We start from the raw sequence: 18,823 nt of genomic DNA on the forward strand, positions 1-18,823 counted from the left end.
CTGAACAGCCCTCTTTTCGCTGAATCCCTATCTTTTAATCATTACTTGCCGGCCAAGAACGCATCGAATTGTTTCTGTTTTTCCGCTACGACCTTATCGGCGCCGGCAGCCTTCAGCGCGTCGATATACTCCGGCAGCATCTTTTCGTAATCTATCGAACCCGATTCTATCGCTTTCTGATACTGCTTGATCACGTTAGCAATCGCACCGACTTCGCCCTTGACGGGTTCGCTGTTAAATACGAATCCAAGTCCCGGCGACGATTTGGCTCCGGAGTTGAAATCTTTGAATTGCTCCCATTTGCTAGGATCTTCCGAATCCCAGACGTAGTTAAGGAATTGGTTGCCAAGCTCCCATGCGGCCGCGGGAGAATATTGCGCGGTCTGCGCGGTAGGCGTCATGACTTCGCCGTTCAGAGTATAATGAATGCCTTCGATTCCGAAGTTCAGCATGTTGTTGATTTGTTTGTCCGTATGCAGCAGATTAATAAGCATCATGGCACGAGCGGGATCCTCCGAAGTCGAAGAGATCGCAAGCATAGCTCCTGCCGTTTCCCCGGTGGAAACGGTCTTGCCTGTCATCATGATCTGACCCAGCTTGCCGGGCATACCCGCGGCATTGGCGATTTCTTCCGCTTTGCCCGGTTTCATCGGGTCGATAGTGGAGAACACATTGCCCGCTTTGTAAGCATCTTGGGTGGATAATTGAGTCGTCGCGGCGTCTTTGTTAATATAGCCTTTCGTAAAGTAGTCGCGCGCAATGCGCAAGTATCTCTTGTAAATATCCGTTTCTTCCGCCAACACGACTTTCGTGTCGTCGCCATTCTTCATAATGATGCCGGGAATCGTTCCGTCGCCCAGGTAATCAAACTCCGCGAAGGAGTGCACGGTGAACAAGCTGCCCGTCGTATACAGCGGAATCATATCCGGTTTTTTTTCCTTTACGACCTTGTAGATAGCGTCCAGATCTTCCGGAGTTTTGACCGCGTTCATATCAAGACCGAGCTCTTCGGCGATATCCTTCCGGTAGACGATGCCGCCGGCCGAAGCCAGTTCTTTGTTCGTGGGTATGCCGTAACTTTTGCCGTCGATCTTGGAGCCCTCAAGGAAAGCGGGATCCAAGCTTTCGAGAATTCCTTGTCCGTATTGTTGCAACAATTCTCCGACTTCCTTGTAAGCGCCCTTGGATACGTTTTTGGCATATCCGTTCCATTGCGCCGTGAACAACACGTCGACGGCTTCGCGGGAGGCGATCATCAGGTTCATTTTATCGTCCCATGCGCCCCAATCGATCCCAACGATGTCGATCGTGGCATTGATTTTTTCCGTCAGGATCTTATTAAGGGCTTCTTCAACCTTCTTCTCGTCCGCTTGCGGGGCTCCTTCATATACGAGCTTTAACTTGTACGGCTTTAATTCGCTTGCGCTTGCATGGGAAGACGTTGCCGAAGAAGACGGCGAAGCGGCAGCGGGTTCTGAAGAACTGCTCTCTTTTGCGTTCTCTGCGTTCTTGTTGCCGTTACTATTGCCGCAAGCGGCAAGTACCAGAAACACGGCAATCATAAGCGCTAACCAGGATACCTTTGCCTTGTTTGCTTGTTTCATGAATCTTTCGACCTCCATCGTATTTTTATCTATGCTAGCCGGTTACCCGGAAATAGCCGTAATAATCATCCTTAGCCTTTGACGGCCCCGACGGTCAACCCTTTAATGAAGTATTTCTGGAAGAACGGATAAGCGAAAATGATAGGTCCGACCCCCACGATGACAAGAGCCATCCTGACCGTTTCGCTCGGGAAGTTGAACATGCCGCCTGCCCTCGCTATTTCCGCTGCCGCAGTGGGATTGTTCGAGAGATACTGGATATTGGCCAGCATTTTATACATGAGATATTGAACCGAGATGTTATGGTTGTCCGTGATGAACACGAGACTGTGGAACCAATCGTTCCAGTAAGTCAGCGTCTGGAATAGCCCGACCGTAGCGAGTACCGGCAGAGATAGCGGAATGACCATCTTGAAAAAAATTCGAAGTTCGCCAGCTCCGTCGATTTTGGCCGATTCCAACACCTCGGGGGGAACCGATTCCTTGAAGAAGGTTCGAACGACGAGCACCCAGAAGGCCGACATCAAGAGCGGGATGATCAATGAGGCCAAGGTGTCTTTTAGATCGAGCATTTGCACGTAGACGAGATACCAAGGCACAAGGCCTCCGGAGAACAACATCGTGAAGAATACGAAGAACGTGAAGAATTTGGCATGCGGGAAATGACTTCTGGATATCGGGTAAGCATATAGCGCGATAATAATGACGCTTAACAACGTGCCGATCAGCGTAACCAGAATGGAGATCTTGTAGGAATAAGCGATCTGCCCGATATCTCTCCACAGAAATTCGTATGCCGCCAGGTTGAACTTTTCCGGGATAAATCGATATCCGTTGTTTACTACCGATTTCTCGTCGGATAACGATACCGAGACAATGAGCAGGATGGGAATGATGCATAGCAGAGAGTACGCGATGAAAACCGCGTGGAAACCGAGCGATACTGCCCTAGTAAGTCGATTTTTCGGACTGGTTCCGGACGATGCTGTTTTCTGCCCGGCGATAACGGCCATCTGTCGTCCCTCCTAAAATAACGCGTTCTCGCGATTGAAGCGGCGAACGACCCAGTTTGATAGAAATACAAGAACAAATCCCACCACGGACTGCAACAGACCTGCGGCCGACGATAATCCAATATCGCCTACGGTCAAAAAGGTGCGGTATACGTAAGTATCGATAACGTTCGTGACCGGAAAGAGCACGCCCGATTCTCGGGGGACTTGGAAGAATAACCCGAAGTCGGCGTTAAATATTCTGCCGATCTGCAATAAAGTCATGATCGTCAGAATCGGCTTGAGCAATGGGATCGTAATGCGGGTAATCTGTTGCCATTTGCTGGCTCCGTCAATCGTCGCCGCTTCGTAATACTCGTCATCGATACCGATAATGGCGGCTAAATAGATGACCGTGAAATATCCCATGCCCTTCCATGTATTGATAAGGGGCAGAATGAAGGGCCAAACCTCTTGCGTAAAGTACCATCGCACCGGCTCGAGCCCGAGCGCCGGCAGCAGCGTCTCGTTGAAGTATCCATGTTCGTCGCTCATGAAGGCGTAGACCAAGTAGCTAATGACGATATAGGACAAAAAGTAGGGCAAAAACATGATCGTTTGATACGTTTTCGATAAAAACCGGTTTTTAAGCTCGTTCAATATAATTGCAAAAGCAAGCGGAACCGTCATGTTAAGCAATATAAACAACGAGTTGTACAGCAGCGTATTTCGTATGATGATGTAAGAATCCGGCGACTTGAACAGAAAGTCGAAATTGTTGAACCCCACCCACGGACTACGCAATATGCCGATTTCGTAGTTCACCGTCTTGAAAGCGATGATGATTCCCGCCATCGGAACGTAATTGTTGAAGAGCAGCAAAATAACGCCCGGAAGCATCATCGCGTAGAACATCCAGTAATGACGCAGAATTAATTTCCAAGTTAATTTTCGGGGCTTTACGATAGCATCTGTAACCGTTTGCGCGGATGCCTTGGCCATTCTTTGTTTGTCCTCCTTCTTCTAAGTTCGTGATACCAGTGTAAACGACAAACGACGCCTCACTCTATCGGCGTCGTTACCCACTTATTGCTCTAGTGACCTATTCAGCGCAGTCCTGATATTTCTTCCTATATTCCTGAGGCGTCATTCCCGTCAGCTTCCTGAAGAGCTGCGAGAAGTGCGAAAAGTTTGAATACCCGACGGAAACCGCGATGTCGCTGATTTTATGATTGCTATTCTCCAATTGCCGCTTGGCCTTCTCCACTCTATGTTCCGATATGAATTCCGTCAACGATTTGCCGGTTTCCTTCCGAAATAGACGCGATAAGTATGCGGGATTCAAGTAAACCTGCTCCGCGATTTCGTCCCTGTTCAGATCCAGGTTTACGTTATTCTCGATGAATTGCTGCACCTTAACGATCACGTTGGAAACATCTTTGATTTCGGTCGCCATATATTCGACCAAACGCTCCACGAACCGAATCGTCCAATCTTTCATCGCGGCGAACGACTTCAGCGCTTGCTCCCCCGTCCGCCACTCCTCATCTACGAAGACGTCCGAAGGAACCAAAGATCTCCGTTGAAGAAGCTGGAACACGCAATTGACTAACCCGTAATAAAAGTTGACTCTAATCATAGAGTTCGCTTGCTCGGCATGCCACTGATCGAAGAGCTCGTTCACGTTTTTCAGCAACTGCGATTTCTTCCCCCGTTCCGCCAAAACGATCCATTCCTGCAGATTGGGCATAGCGTAGATCCGCTTGTTCCTCGTAAAGGAGGTCATCCGGAAAACGCCTGTGGTTTGGCTTATGTTGCTTCTTTCCATGTCCGCAAGGTTGCGGGTACATATTCGAAGCCCCGAGACCGGGACGGCTTCGCCAATGTAGCAGGATACTTCCGCATGCAAGTAATCGCCGCAACTCCGGATATACTCTTCGCTTCGTTCTTGCAGCGTTTCCTGATCTACCGGATGTTCCGTTCCGTATATCAGCGCGAAAATCATCCCGTTTTGCTCTTGCACGACATGCCCTTCCCAATCTTTAAGCAATATTTCCTCCGCCGCATTCTTAAGAGCGTAAGACATGATCTCTTCGTCCCGGGCGCTCCATTCTTGCCTCCACCGCTCGACGCTGATGAGAATCGGCAGCACGGATGAATCGGTATCCAGCTTCATCTCGTACAGCTTGAATAATGGCTCTAGCCGCTCGGCCGTCGCCGGTATGCGCAAGCTCAACACGTCCTGCCACAATCGCTCGATCATTATCGGCAGCTGACGGTTCCATTGATCATAATAATGCGCATACGTTTTTTGAAACATTTCCTCCTGCTCTCTCGTTTCGATCAGTTCCAGCGCCCTAACGACGCTTGCCTTCAACAAGTTGTGATCGATCGGCTTGAGCAAGTATTCGAAGCAATTTAATTGAACGGCTTGCTGCGCATAGACGAAATCGGCGTGCCCGGTCAGGAAAATCGTTACCGTCCGAGGCGAATGCTCATTGACCCAATTCAATAGCTTAATCCCGTTTTCTTTAGGCATATCGATGTCGGAGACGACGACATGTATCCGATTGTTCGTTAGAATATCGCGCGCTTCTTCCGCATCGAGGGCAGTAAACATATTTGCGATAGGTAACGAGGACCAGTCTATTCCTTTAACGATTCCCCGAATAGCTACAATTTCGTCGTCGACGACCAAAACGTTGTACATGGCTTAATCCCCCTAATTCGGTTCCAGTTTAGAATCCAGCGGCAGCTTCAACCGAACGATCGCCCCGCCTTCCGGGGATGCGTTCGCAAATTCGACGGACGACCTATCGTAGCGCAGCTTCAATCTTTGCACGACGTTCAGAATGCCGAGACGGCTCGATTCCGCTTGAGGCAAGCTGTCTCCATTCCGCAGACTAGACAATACGTCATCGGGAAACCCCGCTCCGTCGTCTTCTATCGTGATATTCAAAAATTTCCCATGGTGGTCGAGCGATAACGATCCTGTGATGGAAATCGAGAATGGACGCTTATGGTTGACAAAGCCGTGGATAATCGAATTTTCTACAAAAGGCTGAAGCGACAGAGCTGGTATCATGACCCCTTTCATCCAATCCTCGATCCGATCGTTGCAATGCAACAAATCGGGGTAACGAAACTTCTGGATTTCGATATAATTGCGAATGTGCTTCAATTCCTCTTCAAGCGAGATCAGATCACGGTTGCCTTTCATAATAAATCGAAAATAATCGCCTAAATGAAGCGCCATTTGTTTCACTGAACCCGTATCGTCCAACGCAGCGAAATTATAAATAATATTGAGACTGTTCATGTAGAAGTGCGGGTTGATCTGGGCTTGCAGCTGCTTTAATTCGATCCTCTGCGCCCGAAGCTGTTCTTCGTACATCCCGATCCGCAGACTCTTGATTTGCTCGGCCATATTATTGAACGTATTGGCTAGGAATTCAAGCTCCACCGTCTTCGTCGTCTGCAAGCGAATATCAAGAATGCCCAGCGAGATCTTTTTCATGCCCGAGATTAGCAATTGGAGAGGGTTGAACAGAGTGTGTCGGATGAAGAACATATACAACGTAAAGAGGAGCAGAATCCCGAACATAATGAAGTAAGTTGCCTTTTGAAAATAAGGAAGTCCTTGCAGCATATAGCCTTCCGGTACGAGAATACTCGTCGTCATATTCGCGGTTTCGCTAGATCGGTTCAAGATCATATATCGTTTGCCCGAAATTTTATCATTGACGAACTTGTAAGGCGCGTCGTCGGTTTGAATATCTTCATGGGACAAGCTCGCTTGCGCTTCGTCTTTTTGCGGTCCAAGTCTCCTGCCATCCGGTCCGTAAATAGCGCCTTCCCCGATATCTCCATCGTCCCACTGAATAGACAGCAATTCGAGTAGGTCCGTCACTTTAATCATTGCCCCGACATACAACTCCTCCGTCGGCACTTTTACGAAATTGATTAAGAAGTCCCCCCCTGCCACTCTAGAATCGTTCCAAGCGATCCATTTCCCTTGGCCCGCAGCTTTACCCTCGCCGATCATGCGGTCGATATTCTCGGTGAACATATTTTTGATATTCGTATACTGTCCGATCGAATCGGTGCTGAGCATCATATCATTCTTGCTGTAAATCACGATTGTATCGATCAGATTGTAAAAGTCGACATCCCGATTAAGCGCGTTCTGGATCCGGACTTTCGTAAGGATGTAATTATCGCTCCCGTAGGGGTATGACATTAACAGCCCGACATTATCGTCGAGTACGGTCAGCTTGTTGAGATATTCGCTAATAATGTTCATCGACTCGTCGGTTTGGTGAACGAAGATATCCAGCGTATTCCGATACGTCTCTGAAACTTTGTCGCGGACGACTTGTTTAGCGTAGAGGTTATTGCCGTATAAAAATAACACGATCGGCAGCATGACGACGAAAAAACTGATCGTTAACTGAGTCTTAATGGATCGCAGCATGGAAAATCCTCCATCGATTCGGATATCGATAGTCTATCAATTGTAAACGGTTACCTCAATATACATTTCTTTATTAATTGTAATTGCCAACCGACACCTCCGTGACTGAGGCACAACAGATATATAGCATTAAAAACAATTATTCCGTGTGGATTTAAGCTGTTGATCGTTAACAACGTAAATGACTATCAAGAGGCGAGACGCGAAAACTGGGGAATTCCCATATCGGGTCTGTTTATGTGTCTGCGTGGGAGAACCGGAGGAGGATCCAACTTTGCATGGGACCAGTTTATGAGCGGATTTGCTTTGGAATCCGGCAACGGTCGTTCTTTAGGTTAAAAAAATAAGCAGCCACCACAGAAAGTCTTCCGTGATAGCTGCTCGCCGATTACTGAACTTGATATTTCCGCACCGCCGATACCGTCCACTCGGACAGCTCGGTGATCTTCATTTTCTTCATCTCGCGCAAATACGTGTCGAGCACGTCTCCGATCGGATCGGTCCATTTGCGGTCAATGGAGGAAAGTCCGTTCATAATGCCAAGCGCCGTAACGATTTGCGCAGCATTACAGTCGACGTCTTGGCCCACCATCGCAATGATGTGCAGCGTCTCGTCGAAATCGCCGTTGCCATACCATAGCGCCACCACTTCCGCCATTGCATTCGGATATGCGTGGATCCAGTTGTATTCTTTGAACATTTCCTCGCACAACTTCCAAGTTTCGCGCCAATCGCTATGCTGGCGGCACCACTGAAGGGCTTTCGAAACGAACGCATAGTATTCGCTGTCTGACGGAATCGCGTCTACGGACACTTCAACGATCTTCCGAATATCCTTCTCGACGAAAGCGAGCGATACGAATACCGCATTGAAGATTTCTCCCAGCACCCCGTTGTTCGCATGCGAGACGACCGCGTCCTTCCAGGCTAGCTTTGCCGCTTCTTTCGGGTTGCCCGGGGCAACCATGCCGCAAATCGCGCCGCGCATCTGGGCGCCGATCCATTCCCGGAACGGGTTGTTCAAATACCCGCTCTCCGGCGGATAGATCCCGTTCCGTATGTTCTTCAAGGCGATTTCTTCCGCCGACCAGCCGCTCGGCACGAGCGCCACCCATTCCTCGGCGATCGTCCCTGACGATACCTTATAACCGAATTTATCGAAAGCGCTCAAGAAGGCGATTTCGAACGTAATATCATCGTTATACGTATTCGGCTTACGTACATAACCCCGGATGTCTCCGAACTTCTCTTGCAGCTTCTGGGACGTATACCCTTCGATCGCGGTTCCGAGAGCACCGCCAACGATCTGGGCTACCCATCCTGCTTTGATGCGGGATGCGAAATCGTCCGTATGCACATTGTATGATTCATATGCTTGGAATTTCGCCTTCCGTTCGTATGCTTCCCATTTCTCGTAAGACTGATAACGCCAATACTCGGCCTCTTCGTCCTTAGGCAGACGAGATAACTCGTTCATCAGCCGTGCAGTAATCCGCTGAAGCTCCATCATGTCATTCTTGTCGAACGCCGCTTCTCCGGCTTCAAGCAGAGGAAGAAGATGATCGGTCTTATAGCCCATATTATGCATCGATTGCACGGCCGCGACGGCCAACATCTCCGGTGCTCCGGATCCCGGAACATTGCTATGCCAGAATAGCTTCAAGGTCATATCATAGAATTGCTCCACTTGAGTCATGGCCAACCAAGTTTGTTCTTCCTCGTCCAGTACGACCGGATTCGCGTTTTGCATTAATCGGTATGCTTTTTCCCATGCTTTCATATCGTAAATTCCTCCCCGTTAGTGTAATCCGTGTCTATAGCTTTATTCTCGGGAAAAGTTTACTTCGCCATTGGTAGCACCCCATATTCTGCTGGCATTCTAGCGCGTCTTGCGCGCTCAAATCACAGCCCAATCATGAAACTCCCTCATCTTGGGAAGCATCACACTACCCGGCTCATAAAATGAGCAAGGAACCGGTCCGCGTCCACCTCAAGACAAACGTCTATACTCGGACGTCCGTCCGGGACGACGTTACGATCGGCATAGGTTTGACCGGCAGTATGCTCACCCTCCGTGTCAACCTTCACCGGCATCGATTCCGTCCGGCAGAACGTGGGATCAATGACCATGCCTACGGCTAGCGGATCATGCAGGGCACAGCCTCCGATACCGGGGCTGAATCTTTCGTATGCATCGATATAAAAATCCGTCGCGTCCGCCAGGAAGCGCGACATCTTGGTCCCCTTGTCGCGCCACTCCCGTAACCGAGTACGCGGCAGCAGCGTCTTCATCGTTACGTCTAGCCCGACCAGCTTAATCGGCAGCCCCGAGCCGAACACGAACTCGGCGGCCTCCGGGTCGCTATGGATATTGGCTTCCGCATGCGGAGTAACGTTGCCGGACACAGTGACGGCCCCGCCCATGATGACCACTTGACCGACCAACCGCACGAATTCCGGATCTAAACGAATAGCCTCGGCCAGATTGGTCATTGGACCCACGGAAACGATGCTTAATTGACCGGGCATGCGCCTCGCCTGCTCCACCATAAATTGAGGGGCGGTAAGCGATTCGGCTTGACCTTTAGGAAGAGCGTCGAGCAACGCGCCGCCTAAGCCGTCATCGCCATGCACGTGCTTGGCGTAAGCATCCTTATTCCGGGACAACGGCTTGTCCGCGCCAGCGTACACCGGCACATCCTCGCATCCCAGCAGTTCAAGCACATAGAGGGAGTTACGGGTCGCTTCCTCCACGGTTACGTTCCCGAACAGCGTCGTCACTCCGATCAGCTTCACCTCGGGAGAATGAGTCGCATAAGCGATCGCCATCATATCGTCAATACCCGTATCCACGTCCAGAATCATCGGTTTCATCCCGTTCACCTCGCTGTCATAATCAACTAGTTGGACTTGGAATACTTAGACAAAGTATCGACCATCAATTTCCAGAACTTATCCTGATCGAGATCCAGCGCCACTTTCACGTTCGGTTCCTTGCCCGTTACGCCGAGCATATCGACCACCGTCATCCCGTAGCTGAACTCGCCTTTTGTCTCGATGTCTACGCGGAGGTTTCGGTAGGTAAATATGGACGGATCGATACAATAAACGACGCAGCATGCGTCATGGATCGGCGCGCCTTCGAAGCCGAACACTTCCTTGTACGTGTGCATGAAAAATTGCAATAGCTCCACCACGAAATCCGATATCGGATTGCCGATCTGCTTGATCCGCTCTTGAATTTCGGGAGTCGCTTGCGCTTTATGCGTCAAATCGAGCCCGAACATCGTCAGAGGCACGCCGCTCTCGAAAACAACCTTGGCCGCCTCGGCATCTACGAAAATGTTGAATTCCGCCGCAGGCGTCCAATTCCCGAATGTGCCTCCGCCCATTAGGACGATTTCGCGGATCTTAGGAATAATCGCGGGTTCTTTGCGCATCGCCATCGCAATGTTCGTCAGCGGAGCAGTTGGAACGAGCGTAATGTCTCCGTCCGAGTCTAGAAGTTGTCTGATGATGAAGTCGACCGCATGCTCGTCCGACATTATCTTCGTTGGAGCAGGAAGTATTGGTCCGTCCATTCCGCTATCCCCATGGATATCCGCCGCAGTCTCCCGCTTGCGTACAAGCGGCTGCGGCGCTCCCTTAGCAACCGGCGTATCCGCCAGCCCTGCGATTTCGCAAACCTTTAACGCATTAATGGTCGTTTTGTCGACTTCCGCATTGCCTGCTACCGTTGTAATGCCTATCAATTCCACTCCCGGATTCGCCCCGGCGAGCAGTATCGCAATAGCGTCGTCATGTCCCGGATCGCAATCGATAATAATCTTTCTAGCCTCAGTCTTAACCATCGTGTCTTGTCCCCTTTAGGCTGTAGTAGCGAGCTTTCTCTTCTGCCGCATAGCGAAAAATACGAGCGCGGCAATGGTTACAACATACGGAATCATCTGAATGAATTGGCTTGGAATCGGCGCATCCGGAACGGTCTGCACAATCGTCGCCAGCGCGCTAGCGAGGCCGAAGATCAGCGAGCCGAACAAAATGCCGATCGGGTTGCGATTACCAAGCAGCACAACGGCTAGAGCGAGGAACCCGGTTCCTCCGGTCATGTCCTTAACGAACATGTTGGTAAGCCCATTGGACATGAAGGCACCCGCTAGCCCAGCGAAAACGCCGCTCCATGCCAGCGCGGAATATTGAATCCGCGTAACTGGAATGCCTAGCGATTGTGCGGCTTGAGGCGCTTCGCCAACAGCACGGAGATGTACGCCGTACGGTGTCCGGTAGATCAGAACCATACAGAACACGACGGCTAAGATGGCGATCCAGACCATCAGATTGTGCCCGCTCAGCAACTTGCCCAGCAGGGGTACATCTTCAATGAAAGGGAAATTCACCGTCGGGATCGGCGCAGCCTTGCTCGGGGAATAGTTCCCGGTCACGCCGAAAATCTTGCTCATCAGGAAGATGGTAAAGCCCGAGCCGAAGATGTTGACCGCGAATCCGGTTATGATGATATCCACCTTCATCTTAAGCGAGAAAAATCCCATCCCGTAGCTGATGAGTACGGACACCCCAACACCCGCTAGCACTCCGAGCGCCCAGTTTCCCGTGCTGGAGCCTACCGCGATCGAGGTAAACGCCGACATCAGCATTAATCCTTCCAGTCCGATATTGATGGCACCGCCGATATCCGAAATGAGACCGCCCAAAGCAGCCAGTAGGATCGGCGTCATTACGCGCAACAGCACCGCGAACAGCGAAAGGTCTATAATCTGGCTCCAAATGGTTTGCCACACCATCTTACTTCACCGCCTTTTGCTCGGTTTTGGCATACCTTTGTTTAATAAAGGTAAAGATCGCCTGCGCCGTTACGAGCAGCACGAGCATGACTTGAATAATAACCGCAACCTCTCGGGGCATATCGCTCCCGTATTGCATCGTCTGGGCGCCTACCTGGATATACGCATAGAATAATCCGGCGACGAGCACGCCCACGGGATGGTTGCGGGCGAGCAATGCAATGATGATGCCGTCAAAACCGAGACCCGCGGAGAAGTTTTGTTTGAACGTCTGTTGAATCCCGAGTATTTCCACGATTCCGGCTAATCCGGCCAGCGCACCGCTAATCATAACGCTGATAACAATGATTTTGCGCGTTGCGATACCGCCATAGCGGGCAAAATGTCCGTTCTTCCCAACCATCCGAAGTTCGTAACCGATCGAAGTTTTATAGAGAAGCAAGTATACGACCGCAACGGCCGCCAGCGCGATCAGAATTCCGGCATGGGCGCTCGTGCCGGGAATAATCTTGGCCAGCAAAATGTTCTTATCGATATTTTCCATTTTGGCGTAGCCGCCGCCTTGCGACTTAAATTGATTATTAACGAAATAGGACGTGAGCAGAATCGCCACAAAGTTAAGCATTAGCGTCGTGACGATCTCATTTGCGTTCAAGTAAGCTTTCAACAGCCCCGGAATCGCCCCGAAAAGAGCTCCCCCGATGAGCGCGGCTATCACTACGAGCGGCAGATGAATCCATGGACTTAAGCCTGGCAAGTACACCGCGGTAAGCGCCCCAAGGAAGCTGCCGATGTACAATTGGCCTTCGGCCCCCATGCTGAATACGCCCGTTTGAAATACGACCGAAAGAGCGAGGCCTGTCAAAATCAAGGGAACCGCTTTGTTTAGTATCGTGCCGATATTGAACCAACTGGATAACGGGTCAAGGAACAAGGCGCTAACGGCCGCAAACGGTTCGCTGCTCGTCAGAAAAATAACGACAAATCCGCACAGCAGCGCAGTTATGACCGCCATCAGAATACCGCTAACTTCCAGCACAACCATTCTGGACGACTTCATCGTATCGCCTCCTGTTCCTGTTTCTTGATGCCTAGCATGTAATAGCCGATTTCTTGTTCCGTCAGATCGGGAGTATTATCCAGAATTGCCACGATTTCACCATTATAGAGGACAGCGATCCGATCGCTCAGCGCCATAACCTCCGACAGCTCGGCAGAAACGACCATGACCGCCGCTCCGCCGTCACGCCGCTTAATAATCTCCCGATGGATGAACTCGATTGCCCCGATATCGACCCCGCGGGTCGGCTGCGAGGCAATAAGCAACTTCGGGTTTTTCGACAGCTCTCTAGCCACGACGACTTTCTGAAGGTTGCCGCCAGACAGCGCGCCCGCCAAAATCTCCTCGTTCTGAGCACGTACGTCATACGCCTGCATCATCGTTTGGGCGAACTGCTTGATTTTATTATGATTAAGGAAAATCCCCCGTTTGAACTCGGGATTCCGATAATGGTCAAGAATCAGGTTTTCCGCAATCGTAGAGGTCAAGCTGGCTCCGGAGGTTTGCCGATCTTCCGGGATATGTCCGACTTTCATTCGGCGAATGTCGGCGACGCTTGCACCGAGTAACTCCTTGCCCTGATAAAGGATAGTGCCCGCAACCGCCTTGCGAAGACCGGTAATCGTCTCCACCAGCTCGGTTTGGCCATTGCCTTCCACGCCTGCAATACCGAGAACTTCACCGCTGCGAATATCGAAAGAAATTCCCTGCAGCGCCTTAGTTCCCTTGTCATCCAGCGCCTCAAGATCACGGACGGACAGCACCACGTCTTTGGGTTCGGCAGTTTCTTTGCTCACGCGGAACAGCACTTCACGTCCGACCATCAGACGGGAAATCTCTTCTTGGTTCGTGTCCTTCGTCTGCAATGTCGCAATCGATTTGCCAGCCCTCAGTACGGTAATTCGATTAGAAATGCGCATGACCTCGCGCAGTTTGTGCGTAATGAAGATGATCGTATGGCCTTCACTAACCAGCGCCTGAATGGAGTCGAACAACTCGTCCGTCTCTTGCGGCGTCAGTACGGCCGTCGGTTCGTCCAAAATGATCAGCTTCGCGCCCCGATACAGCACTTTCAAAATCTCCACCCGTTGCTTCTGCCCTACCGGAATCGTCTCGACCTTTGCCTGCAAGTTTACCTTCAGGCCATACGTCGCAACCAAATGCTCGACTTCCCGGTATTCCTTCGCTCGATCGCGAAACATCGAAAACGGGCCTTTCTTCGGCTCGCCGCCAAGTACGATATTTTCCGACACCGTCAGAGACGGCGACAGCATAAAATGCTGATGCACCATGCCCATGCCTTGCTGTATAGCGTCTTTCGGTCCGCTAAAGCTAACCGGTTGTCCCTTATATTCAATCGTTCCATTCGTCGGAGCTTCCAATCCGAACAGAATTTTCATCAAGGTCGACTTGCCGGCTCCATTCTCTCCTACAAGCGCGTGAATTTCTCCTTCGTGAACGGTCAAATCAACGCCCTTATTAGCGGCTGTTCCGTTAGGATACACCTTATGAATGTCCTTCATTTCTAGTAAAATCGGCATGTCTATCCCCCTAGCCAGAAAATGACTTCACTCGTATACGGGGCCCCGTGAAAAGAAAGAGAGATGAGGCTACCTCACCTCTCCTATGTTACTTATAACGAAGATTTTACGGTGATCTCGCCTTTTGCAAGCTTATCTTCGATCTCTTTCATCTTATCTCTGATCGATTGCGGTACGTTTTTCTCATACAAGTCGTCTTTTGCGATACCGACGCCGCCTTCTTTGATTCCCAGCACTTCTCCTTTACCGAGAGGCAATTCGCCTTTGACCAACATTTCCAAAGCACGGAAGACCGATTGGTCAACGTTCTTCATCATTGAAGTCAGTACGCTTCCCGGATAAAGCGGGTTTTGGTTGGCGTCTACGCCGATGGAGTACACGCCTCTTTCGTTGGCGCCTTCCAACGTACCGAGACCTGCTGCGGAAGCTACGCCGAATACGATATCTGCTTTTTGCGAATCGATTTGCGCTAATCCCAATTCTTTGCCCTTTGGAGCGTTAACGAAATCTCCCACATAAGAAGTAACGACCTTCACATCTTTGTCCACATATGCAGCGCCTTGCTCATATCCCGATTTGAAGTCGTTAATGATCGGAATATCCATACCGCCGACGAATCCAACGACTTTATCCGGGTTAGCGCCTTTCAGCTCCGTGTTGGTGGTTACCAATGCCGCGAACGCTCCTGCAAGGAATGAGCCTTCGCTTTGAGAGTACAGCATCGAGTAGACGTTAGGAACGCCTTCAATTAAATCATCGAAGAAGATGAACTTAATATCCGGGTAGCGCGCTGCCAAATCCTTCGTCACATCAATCATCTGGCTCGTCCCGACGATAACTACGTTATATTTTTTGCTAGCTACTACCGCTTCCAGACCTGACGCCCAGTCTGCGGAGTTGGCGCCGCCTTCAACCGTTTTAGACTTAATTCCGAGTTCTTTGACCGCTCTATCCATACCCGCTTGCGCAGAATCGAAGAAGCTCTTGTCTCCAAGCGTGCTGTTTACATAGTAAAGGGCGTTGATCTCTGCACCAGATGCCGCTCCCGACCCGTTCGATGCAGTCGATGAAGCTGCCGGAGATTGGCTGGATTTACCGGACTCATTATTCTTCGTGCCGCATCCCGCCAAAATTAACGCAATTGAAAGAAACATAACGCCGAGCGTGCTGAGTTTTTTCATGTTCATGATGTTTGGCTCCCCTTTGATCACTGGTTGTGTGCTGCTTCTTTAATGAATTGTTCAGCTTCCTGAAGCATCGGCATGGAAGCTTGCGCTCCCTTGCGCGTCGCTGTAATTGCACCTATGGCAGAGGCGAATTTCGCAGCCGCCCAAATGTCTTTGCCATTGACAAGCGCTGTCCCTACCGCGCCGGCGAACGCATCGCCTGCCGCCGTGGAATCGACGGAATCGACTTTGTAAGGCTCCACGAAGAAGGTTCGATTCGCTCCTACGACAACGACTCCTTTTTCCCCTAACTTCGCAAATACGGTCGACACGCCCTTGTTGATCAATTCGACAGCCGCGAGTTTTGCCGACAACTGGTCGGTAACTTCAACGCCGGTCAACTGGGCAATTTCCTTCTCGTTAGGAAGAATGTAATCCACCATTGCGAGCAAATCTTGTGGCAGCTCCCGCGCTGGCGCAGGATCAAGTAAAACGGGTACCTGATGCCGCTTCGCGATCGTAATCGCTTCCTTTACCGTCTCTAACGGAATTTCAAGTTGTACCATAAGCAGCTTCGCCTGCTTGATCAGGCCCTCCTGCTTGCGCACATCCTCCGGTGTTAGTCGAAGATTGGCGCCGGCAGCGACGACGATACTATTATCGCCCTGCGGGTCCAATGTGATGAACGCTACACCCGTCGCTTCCTCGGTTGTCTTCTCGACTGCAATGCAATCGACCCCGACCTGCTCCAGATTGGCGAGCAATTGATCGGCGAACAGGTCATTACCCACTTTCCCAATCATAGCCACTTCAGCCCCGAGCTTGCGGGCCGCGACCGCCTGATTGGCACCCTTGCCTCCGGCATTCATAAAGAAATCTTTGCCTAACACGGTTTCTCCCCGATCTGGACGATGGTTCAGGCTGACCACCATGTCCATATTTAGGCTCCCTACGACTACAATACTAGCACTCATTTCCGGTCCACCCCGTTACATGATTCTCTGTGTATAAGCTTGTGCTCCAAAATCACGTTTTTCGAGCCCGACCTCACCCCCTTCATCTTGTCATCTAATAGCTGCACGGCAGTGACTCCGATCTGATAGGCAGGTATCGAAATCGTGCTCATCATCGGTCGCGACATGGCACAAAAGGCAATGTCATCGCAGCCGAAGATCGAAATATCCTCCGGCACGCGCATTCCACGGCGATAGATTTCGTGCATGGCTCCAAGCGCCATCAGATCGTTAGCAGCGAATATGGCCGTCGGTCCGTATTCGTCAATCAAATCTCCCATCTGGTGCACCCCCGATTCATAGCTGAAAGTGCCGACGCTGACGAACGGTTCAAGATTTGCTGCAAGCATGGTATCTACGTAACCTGCTCTTCGACTTACCGCCGATTGAATATTTTTAGGACCCGCTAGATGGGCAATTCGAGTATGTCCCTGTCCGATCAAATAACGGACTGCCTCTTGTGCCGCTCGATAGTTGTCGATCGACACGGCATCGAACGGCCTGTTCTCGATTAGTCGGTCACAAAGTACGATTGGCGTTCGCAGGCTCGTCAGATCGTTAACCGTCTTCTCGTCGAGCGTCGATGAAATAAGCACGATTCCTCCGACTTGTTGTTCCACCATTTTGTAAATAATATCCTGCTCCAGCTTCGGGTCATTATCCGTATTGCTAATAAAAAGCGTATATCCGAGCCTGTGCGCAGCATCCTCGATCCCCCGGGCCAATACCGGAAAGTACGGGTTCGTTATATCCGGCAGGATCAGTCCAATCGTATTGGTACGATTCGTCGCCAAGTTTCTCGCGATCGAGCTTGGACGATAATTGAGCTCTTCGATCGCGCGAAGAACGCGCTCCTTGATCTCCCCTTTTACTTGAGGATTGTCGTTAAGCACTCTCGATACTGTCGCCTTGGACACTTGCGCTAGTTCCGCAACATGTTGAATATTGGGTTTCATTCGCTGTTCACCGTCGTTTCTTCCAATCCCATTCTCGTTTCAGAAACCGGTTACTGAATTTTTAATATTCCAGAAAGCGGTTTCTGATTCATACTATATCATGTCGAAATTTGTTTTGCAACCGTTTTCATTTGTAAACAACACTATAGAAAGCCAAAATTCAATTTGGTTCATCTTATACTTCTTTCGAATCCCTTCACTCTAACACCGATTGTCTCCACCCAATACGCCTCACTAATAAAAATGGTCGTCCTGAAAATGAATTTTCAGAACGACCCAGGATGTACCTGCTTTTTCAATTGAAACAAAACTTTATTGTAATGAATCAATTTCTGTTGGCTGACAAAAAAGTCAGGAACCAATTTTGTTGATTTTACTGGGTTTGTAACGTCACTTGATAAACTTCAAAAATAAAGAGTCTGGAACCACTAAAAAATACCATGAAAAGAAAGTTAGATACCTACCGGTTACCGACTACTTCATATCCTCAAACATTGAAGCGTTGAATGCAGCACTGTGCAGCTGACTGGACGGCTATTACCATGTCCACGAGAACGGCAGCACGAAGCAGTCGCCGAAGGCGCGATTCTAAGCCAGCGATAGGCCGCGCAAGCGTCTTTCGCTCACGGAGCTGAACGAACTGTTTCTATGGTAGGAGTAGCGGACGGTGGACAAGACCGGCTGCATCCAGCTGTGCAGCAACACCTACGAGACAGACAGTAAGCTTGCCAGGCAGAAAGTTGCCGTGCGCTATGATCCGTTTAATCTGAGCGAGATCCAGGTGTGGCAGGACGAGAAGCGCTATGCCGACGCCGTGCCGGTGGAACTGAATCGAAAGCGACGAGGTCAAGAGGAGGTGTTCGACTTGACCTCTCGCCAACTTATTAAATTTCCAACAGACGAAACCGTCACTCGGCGCTCCAGCATACCTGGCGGCTTCACCGCTTCTCTTTGCCGTAAGCTCTTTTGCGAGATATTCTGCAGTCATTGCTCTTCGTGCGAACGCATCGGGTTTCCTATCTCCTTTCGGTTCGGCCCTTCCGCTAGCCGTTGCAACAGCTTGCGCACTATGACCTCTGCTGGCTCCTGCGGATTCAGCAAAGCCTCTCGATTCTGGTTACGAAGTCACTTCGCGTCCTCCGCAGGTCTCCCGAGACAAGAACGTCATCGTTCTGCCCGCAACCAGTGAAGTTTACAGGAACAGCCTTTGGCGAC

The 18,823-nt window shown here is 50.4% G+C and carries 15 protein-coding genes; 1 reads left to right on the plus strand and 14 read right to left on the minus strand.

Annotated elements, in window-relative coordinates:
- Positions 1 to 41 precede the first annotated feature (41 nt).
- From FPL14_RS10145 to FPL14_RS10210, 14 genes are all read right to left on the minus strand, one after another.
- Positions 42 to 1,604, minus strand: coding sequence for an ABC transporter substrate-binding protein (locus FPL14_RS10145; RefSeq protein WP_182302864.1), 1,563 nt, complete (start codon positions 1,602 to 1,604; stop codon positions 42 to 44).
- A gap of 71 nt (positions 1,605 to 1,675) precedes the next feature.
- Complete coding sequence (locus FPL14_RS10150) at positions 1,676 to 2,617, minus strand: carbohydrate ABC transporter permease (RefSeq protein ID WP_182302865.1); 942 nt, start codon at positions 2,615 to 2,617, stop codon at positions 1,676 to 1,678.
- A gap of 12 nt (positions 2,618 to 2,629) precedes the next feature.
- Complete coding sequence (locus tag FPL14_RS10155) at positions 2,630 to 3,598, minus strand: ABC transporter permease (protein ID WP_182302866.1); 969 nt, start codon at positions 3,596 to 3,598, stop codon at positions 2,630 to 2,632.
- 100 nt (positions 3,599 to 3,698) lie between these two features.
- Positions 3,699 to 5,306, minus strand: coding sequence for a helix-turn-helix domain-containing protein (locus FPL14_RS10160; protein WP_182302867.1), 1,608 nt, complete (start codon positions 5,304 to 5,306; stop codon positions 3,699 to 3,701).
- Between the two features lie 12 nt (positions 5,307 to 5,318).
- Complete coding sequence (locus tag FPL14_RS10165) at positions 5,319 to 7,070, minus strand: sensor histidine kinase (protein ID WP_182302868.1); 1,752 nt, start codon at positions 7,068 to 7,070, stop codon at positions 5,319 to 5,321.
- A 388-nt stretch (positions 7,071 to 7,458) separates the two neighbouring features.
- Positions 7,459 to 8,850 carry an ADP-ribosylglycohydrolase family protein gene (locus FPL14_RS10170; protein WP_182302869.1) on the minus strand — a complete coding sequence of 464 codons (1,392 nt, stop codon included), beginning with the start codon at positions 8,848 to 8,850 and terminating at the stop codon, positions 7,459 to 7,461.
- Between the two features lie 161 nt (positions 8,851 to 9,011).
- Positions 9,012 to 9,944, minus strand: a complete 933-nt coding sequence (locus FPL14_RS10175; RefSeq protein ID WP_182302870.1) for a nucleoside hydrolase — start codon at positions 9,942 to 9,944, stop codon at positions 9,012 to 9,014.
- A gap of 26 nt (positions 9,945 to 9,970) precedes the next feature.
- Positions 9,971 to 10,921, minus strand: a complete 951-nt coding sequence (locus FPL14_RS10180) for a nucleoside hydrolase (protein WP_182302871.1) — start codon at positions 10,919 to 10,921, stop codon at positions 9,971 to 9,973.
- 15 nt (positions 10,922 to 10,936) lie between these two features.
- Complete coding sequence (locus FPL14_RS10185; RefSeq protein ID WP_229263860.1) at positions 10,937 to 11,872, minus strand: ABC transporter permease; 936 nt, start codon at positions 11,870 to 11,872, stop codon at positions 10,937 to 10,939.
- 1 nt (position 11,873) lies between these two features.
- Entirely contained in the window at positions 11,874 to 12,932 is a 1,059-nt protein-coding gene (locus FPL14_RS10190) for an ABC transporter permease (RefSeq protein WP_182302872.1), read from the minus strand.
- Positions 12,929 to 14,473, minus strand: a complete 1,545-nt coding sequence (locus FPL14_RS10195; protein ID WP_182302873.1) for an ABC transporter ATP-binding protein — start codon at positions 14,471 to 14,473, stop codon at positions 12,929 to 12,931. Before FPL14_RS10195 ends, FPL14_RS10190 begins: the two co-directional genes overlap by 4 nt.
- 92 nt (positions 14,474 to 14,565) lie before the next feature.
- Positions 14,566 to 15,660 (minus strand): BMP family lipoprotein, encoded by a 1,095-nt coding sequence (locus FPL14_RS10200; protein ID WP_229263861.1) that lies wholly within the window; start codon positions 15,658 to 15,660, stop codon positions 14,566 to 14,568.
- 20 nt (positions 15,661 to 15,680) lie between these two features.
- Positions 15,681 to 16,613 carry a ribokinase gene (rbsK, locus tag FPL14_RS10205; protein WP_182302874.1) on the minus strand — a complete coding sequence of 311 codons (933 nt, stop codon included), beginning with the start codon at positions 16,611 to 16,613 and terminating at the stop codon, positions 15,681 to 15,683.
- The gene (locus FPL14_RS10210; protein ID WP_182302875.1) at positions 16,610 to 17,608 is read right to left on the minus strand and encodes a LacI family DNA-binding transcriptional regulator; all 999 of its coding nucleotides are present in this window, start codon (positions 17,606 to 17,608) and stop codon (positions 16,610 to 16,612) included. The genes rbsK and FPL14_RS10210 overlap by 4 nt, the downstream gene beginning before the upstream one ends.
- A 667-nt stretch (positions 17,609 to 18,275) precedes the next feature.
- Here FPL14_RS10210 and FPL14_RS10215 point away from each other — a divergent pair.
- A complete protein-coding gene (locus tag FPL14_RS10215) occupies positions 18,276 to 18,797 on the plus strand; it encodes a Mu transposase C-terminal domain-containing protein (RefSeq protein WP_182302876.1) in 522 nt (173 codons plus the stop codon).
- Positions 18,798 to 18,823: the final 26 nt, after the last annotated feature.

This window comes from Cohnella cholangitidis, assembly GCF_014107495.1.
Lineage (GTDB): Bacteria > Bacillota > Bacilli > Paenibacillales > Paenibacillaceae > Cohnella > Cohnella cholangitidis.